This window comes from Asaia sp. SF2.1 (assembly GCF_000505765.1).
Taxonomy (GTDB): Bacteria; Pseudomonadota; Alphaproteobacteria; order Acetobacterales; family Acetobacteraceae; genus Asaia; species Asaia bogorensis.
In genome coordinates, this window is the sequence record NZ_AYXS01000034.1 from 176669 (window position 1) to 176933 (window position 265).

Genomic DNA, 265 nt, shown 5'->3' on the forward strand with positions numbered 1-265 from the left:
GCTCAAATTGCGCAACGGGCTGCAACACCATCATCAATGAGCGCGCCGGCAAGGTTCGCCGCACGCTCAACCGCTATAATGATGAGGTAAACCGCTACTTCCTGTGCGATCGCGGTCGCTTTGGTCATGGCTGGGTCAATGCCCCCACACGCCTGCGTTCAGCAGGTTACGTGATCAATGGCGACATGACGCCGGTGCCGGCCCAGGCCGCACTGGATCATTTCGGCAAGATCGCGGCTTCGGGCAAGCTGGTGGGCATCGGCTC

Annotated in this window: 1 protein-coding gene; it reads left to right on the forward strand. The window is 60.8% G+C overall.

Features of this window, described 5'->3' with window-relative positions:
* The coding region (locus tag P792_RS39070) for a hypothetical protein (protein ID WP_035440240.1) at window positions 1–265 on the forward strand (265 nt) is incomplete at both ends.